General features: G+C 71.1%; 5 protein-coding genes and 1 pseudogene. 5 read left to right on the top strand and 1 reads right to left on the bottom strand.

The window, feature by feature from the left end:
• On the top strand, nucleotides 1–1,001 hold a 1,001-nt coding region (locus RIF68_RS26425), incomplete at its 5' end, for an IS701 family transposase (RefSeq protein ID WP_309053803.1).
• A gap of 188 nt (nucleotides 1,002–1,189) precedes the next feature.
• Here the strand turns inward: RIF68_RS26425 and RIF68_RS26420 are convergent.
• Nucleotides 1,190–2,518, bottom strand: a complete 1,329-nt coding sequence (locus RIF68_RS26420; RefSeq protein ID WP_191889357.1) for a hypothetical protein — start codon at nucleotides 2,516–2,518, stop codon at nucleotides 1,190–1,192.
• A gap of 162 nt (nucleotides 2,519–2,680) precedes the next feature.
• On the opposite strand from RIF68_RS26420, the gene RIF68_RS26415 reads away from it, so the two are divergent.
• The 4 genes and pseudogenes from RIF68_RS26415 to RIF68_RS26400 all read left to right on the top strand — a co-directional run.
• Nucleotides 2,681–2,830, top strand: coding sequence for a hypothetical protein (locus RIF68_RS26415; protein WP_191889356.1), 150 nt, complete (start codon nucleotides 2,681–2,683; stop codon nucleotides 2,828–2,830).
• A 21-nt stretch (nucleotides 2,831–2,851) separates the two neighbouring features.
• The gene (locus tag RIF68_RS26410; protein WP_309053802.1) at nucleotides 2,852–4,024 is read left to right on the top strand and encodes a JmjC domain-containing protein; all 1,173 of its coding nucleotides are present in this window, start codon (nucleotides 2,852–2,854) and stop codon (nucleotides 4,022–4,024) included.
• On the top strand, nucleotides 4,021–4,932 hold the full coding sequence (locus RIF68_RS26405) for an aldo/keto reductase (RefSeq protein WP_309053801.1): 912 nt from the start codon (nucleotides 4,021–4,023) through the stop codon (nucleotides 4,930–4,932). The genes RIF68_RS26410 and RIF68_RS26405 overlap by 4 nt, the downstream gene beginning before the upstream one ends.
• Nucleotides 4,913–5,287: pseudogene (locus tag RIF68_RS26400) on the top strand (hypothetical protein); the annotation flags it as partial. The gene RIF68_RS26405 and the pseudogene RIF68_RS26400, both read left to right, overlap by 20 nt.

Below are 5,287 nucleotides of genomic sequence, written 5' to 3'. Positions count from 1 at the left end.
GGCAGCGGATCGCCGAGCGGCTGTCCGGAGTTGTCAGGCCCGAGGTGTGGGTGATCGACGATGTGTCGTTCCCCAAGTGCGGCAAGGCGTCGGTCGGGGTGGCCCGCCAGTACTGCGGAGCGGTCGGCAAACGGGCGAACTGCCAGGTCGCGGTCAGTGTCCATGCTGCCACCGACACGGCCTCGTGCCCGTTGGAGTGGCAGTTGTATCTGCCGCGTGAGTGGACGGACGAACCGGAGCGATGCCGCAGGGCAGGTGTCCCCGACGACGTGGTCCACCAGGAGAAGTGGCGTCTCGCGCTCGGCCTGCTGGACACACTCGCCCAGTGGCAGTTGAAGGCACCGGTCGTGGTCGCCGACGCCGGCTACGGCGTCAGCACCCCCTTCCGACTCGGCCTCGAGGAGCGAGGGCTGTCCTATGTCCTGGCCCTGACCGGGAAGGAAGTCGCCCACCCGGAGGATGTTGAGCCGTGCCAGCCTGCTTACGGCGGACTCGGACCGCCCACCCTTCCCCGCTACCGCACCCCACCGCGAACCGTCTGCGCCCTCGCAGCCGAGGCCGGTGCCGACCGGTTCACCGAGGTGACCTGGAGGCAGGGCAGCAAAGGCACGATGACCTCACGCTTCGCGGTCCTGACGGTCCGGCCCGCGGGCAAGCAGTCCCTGGCCGCAGCGCAGGAGGCGGGTGGCGGCCGCAACCGGTGGGACGGCGTCCTGCCCGTCCAGACACTCCTGGTCGAGTGGCCGGACGGCCAGGACGCTCCGACGGACTACTGGATATCGAACCTGCCCGCCACCACACCGGCCGCTGACCTGGTGCGGTGGGCCAAGATGCGCTGGCGGATCGAGCACGACTACCGCGAGCTCAAGCACGGCCTGGGACTGGACCACTTCGAGGGCCGCACCTGGCGCGGCTGGCACCACCACGTCACCCTCGTCACCGCCGCCCAGGCATTCCTCACCCTCAGGCGGCTCGACCCAAAAGTCCACACACCGGCCTGACTCTCTACCAGGTCCTCGACGTTCTTCAGGACCTGCTGAGGTGCTGGACCGGTACCTGCACCACCTGCGGACGACCTCTAGCCAACCCGCGAAGCCGCCGCAGACAGCCCAGAACCTAACGAAGCACTACTAGGTCACCAGACATGTGAAAGATCATTTACCGGACAGCCATAGCGGAAACAGGGGATTCAGGCAGCCAGGGCGTCGCGCAGTTCACGGACGGCCCGTTCGAGGTGGTGTTGTGCGGGGATCGCCTCATACAGGTCCTGGGCGCGGCGGTGGACCAGACCGGTGCGGTAGCCGTCCGGCAGTGAGGTCAGGGCGGTGATGGTGCGGCGGCAGGCCTGTTCGCTGTCTCCGTCGTGATGGGCGCAGGCTGCGGCATCGATATGGAGCAGAGTGCGGGTCATGGTGCTGGTCGGCGCTGACAGCTCCAGGGCACGCTGCTGACTCTCCCGAGCGTGGCGAGTGTCCCCGAGCGTGGTGAACGCGTGGCTGAGGTGCACGTGGTGTTTCTGCTCACCGTAGGTGAGCCAGGTGTCCGACCGCTCGCTCTGGGGGAGCCGCGCCATCAGGGTGTCGGCGGCCTTGAGCGCGGTGCGGGCCTGCTCAGGCTGGTGGTTGAGGGCGTAGGCGCGGGCGGCGACGGCGGCTGCCAGGGTCGCTGCTGCGGTGGGCCGGTGGCCAGCGGTGTGACGGGCCTGGTCGGCGAGGTCGGCTGCTGCCTTGGGAGCGCCGTAGTTGAGCGGGACCATGGCCTCGCGGGCCAGGACCCAGGCGTGCAGCTGGGCATCGCCGGATTCGGTGGCGGCCCGGGCGGCGGTGGCGAACCAGGCGCGGGATTCCCGGCGGCTGCCCAGATCGTGTAAGACGATCGCTGTCATCCCGGCCATCTGCCCGGCCGCACGGCACAGCCGGGCCCGGACGGGGGCGGGTTGCGGGACGGTGAGCAGCGGGCGCAGAGCGGCGAAGTCCGAGACCAGATCGGCCAGGACGCGGGTGGGCTGCTGGCCGTGGTAGCCGTACCCGTAGCTCTCGGACGCGGCCTCCAGGTCGGCCAGATCACGTGGGACGCCGGGGGAGAAGGACTGGTCGACGTCGGTCCGGGCGGCGGTGAGCGCGGCCAGTGCCGGAGCGGTGAGGCCGGCGGCGAGAGCGCCGCGCAGCAGGTGGCGGCGCTTCATCGGGTCATCTCCATGGTGGGACTCCGTGCTGAGGGCGGTGGTCTCTTCCCAGGGTTGCGCAGCAAGGCCCAGAAGGGCACCGGGAATGCGTAGTCCGCCGGCGATCCGCTCGACCGTGGCCAGGGCGGTGACAGTTGTGGTGCCCCGGGCGATCTGGCTGACCCGCTCGGATTTGAGCGCGCACGCTTCTGCGATCCGGTTGTAGGAGAGCCCCGCGTCGTGAGCCATGGAGAAGACCACAGTGAAGTCCCGCTCACGCAAGGCTCGCACGAAGACGGGGTCGGCCAGCAGGCGGCGCGGAAGCTGGGCGGGTGACGGCGGTGAGTCAGCCACAAGACCCCCTGATTCCCGGGCGTGACGAGGCGTCAGCCTCACGACCATACCCACCGTGGGGCCCCCGCGGCGGGGTTACCGCGAGCCGTTGAGAGGGCTGTACTGACGCGTGTTCGCGGCCGTGCCGTCCAGGGCAAGGCCGACAGATCTAAAGGAGGACCCATGCCCAGTACCGCCACGCCCCCGCCCGCCACCCCCGCGCCGCAGGCCGGTGGACTCGTCCGTTCCCGGCAGCGGATCGTCGCCGCCCGGGGCCGTAACGCCATCCCCTCGGACGGTGGCGGCACCGGCCGCAGCGACGGCAACGACTGACGGATCAGGAGCTCCGACGCGATGACGGATGTATCCATCGCGGCATGCCTGGGCGAGGACTTCCTCGCCCAGGCACTGCACCGCGAATACCGCCACGTACCCGGCGCGCTCGATGTCGCCGGGCTGATGACCTGGGACGACCTCAACCAGATCCTGGGCAGCCACCGGCTAGAACCGCCGCGCATGCGGCTGTCCCACGACGGCGAGACGCTGCTGATCGGCGGGTACACCGCTCCGGTGGCCACGCGCCGGCACACCGTGTGGCACCGCCTGCACCCCGCCGAGCTCCACGCCCGCCTCGCCGAAGGCGCCTCTCTCGCCCTGGACAGCGTCGACGAGCTGCACCCGCCGATCGCCCGGCTCGCCGAAGCACTCGAGCGGGACTTGCGCACCCGCGTGCAGGCCAACCTCTACGCCTCGTGGACCATTACCGAGGGCTTCGGAATCCACTGGGACGACCACGACACGATCATCGTCCAGCTGGACGGCGCGAAACGGTGGCGGATCTACGGCACCACCCGGCCCTTCCCGCTGTACCGGGACATCGAGGACCCGGGCGAGGCCCCCACCGAACCGGTCGCCGACCTGGTCCTGCGCCCCGGGGACGTGCTGTACGTGCCGCGCGGCGTGTGGCACGCGGTCTCCGCCGACCAGGGCACCCACTCTCTGCACGTCACCTGCGGCCTGCAGACCCACACACCCGCCGACCTGATCACATGGGTGTCCGAGCAGCTGCTCGCACACGAGGACTGGAGGCGCGACTTGCCCCTGCTCGCCTCGCGCCACGTCCAGTCCAGCGTCCTGGACGGAATACGCAAACGGCTCGCCGAACTGCTGGACGAACCGGAGCTGATCGACCGCTACCGCGCCGCGATGGACGGCCAGGCCACCGGCCGCATGACGCCGAGCCTGCCGTACATCAACGGCATCCCGGCCGACGGCAGCCTGCAGGTACGGCTGACCACGGCCCGCGGCGTCCTGGACGCCGGCCCCGACGCGGTCACGCTGGCCGCCGCCGGCACCGTGTACGAGTTCGCGCCCGAGGCAGAGGCGGTGCTGCAGCCGCTCGTCGAGGGCCGCACCGTGGACCTGGCCACGCTCGCAGGGACAGCTGGTCTGGCCCTGGAGGACGTCGCCGCTCTGGTCCAGGAGCTCATAGCCGGGCAGGCCGCGACGGTGGGGAGCATGCTGTGACGGCGAAGCTCGCTCTGGGCACCTACCGGTGCCGGGCGATCCCGGAGGCGGCCGCCCGTGCGGCCGCCTCCGGCACGCACTGGATCGACACCGCCCCCAACTACGCCGCCGGCCACGCGCAGAACCTGCTCGCCCCGGCCCTGGCCGCCCACCCGGACCTGCGAGTGGCCACGAAGAGCGGCTACTTCACCGCGGCCACCGGCGCCGAAGCCGTGAACGCCGGTGTCCTCACCGGCGACCAGGCCCGCTCCGGGCACAGCCTCGCCCCGGACTATGTGCGCTGGCAGATCGCCCGCAACCGCAACCAACTCGGGCGTGACCGGCTGGACCTGGTCCTGCTCCACAATCCCGAGCGTGCACACCCCGGCGACCGTCCGGCGCTGCACCGTGCGATCCGGGACGCCTTCGCCGCCCTGGAGGAAGCCGTAGCGGCCGGGCACGCCACCGGCTACGGGATCGCCACATGGTCGGCACTGGAAGAGGAGATGGTCACGGTGGGGGAGCTGCTCACCCTGGCCGCCGAAGCCGCCGGCGGCCACCGTCACCACCTGGCCGCGCTCCAGATGCCGGTCAGCCTGGTGATGATGACGCCGATCGCTCAGGCTCTCCACGGACGGGGCCCCCTCCCGGCCGCCGCCGACGCCGGGCTGCGGGTCATGGCGTCCGCTCCACTGCACGGCGGGGAGCTCCCCAGCATGGTCGACCAGGACCTCGCCGACCTCATCCGACCAGACCTGACTCCCGCGCAGGCGTGCGTTCTGACCGTCGCGTCCTGCCCAGGAGTGACGGACGTCCTCGTCGCCGCTTCCAGTGCACCACACTGGAAGGAAGCGGCCCAAGCCGTCGCTCAACCTTCCCTGACCACCGCCCAGTTGCGGGAGATCACTGATGTACTCGCCTCCCCCTGACCCGGACACCGAGCGCCGCATGCGCACCCACCACGCCCGCGCCGCCACAGCCCTGCACGTACAGGTCGAGACGGGCGGGGAGTTCTGGGGATGGGCCGGGCGGACCCTGGGAGCCCCGGCCCGCACTGCCGACGGGCAACCGGCATGGCTGCGGCTGGTGTCCACACCGCAGGACAAGGCGTCTGGCAAGCTGTGGGACGGCGCCCTCGACGCCCAGCACGCCTTCGGTGACCTCGGCGGTCACCGGCCCGCGCTCCTGGCCGTCCACGACGCCGTCGACGACGGCACCGCCTACCGGGCAGAGCTGTCCCGGCGCGTCGACCAGCCGGTCCTGACCGCCGACCCGATCCTCCAG

The sequence above is a fragment of the Streptomyces sp. genome (assembly GCF_031178505.1).
GTDB classification, from domain to species: domain Bacteria; phylum Actinomycetota; class Actinomycetes; order Streptomycetales; family Streptomycetaceae; genus Streptomyces; species Streptomyces gulbargensis.
The sequence above is the reverse complement of the archived record's forward strand: the minus strand, read 5'-3'. Positions and strand labels throughout refer to the sequence as shown.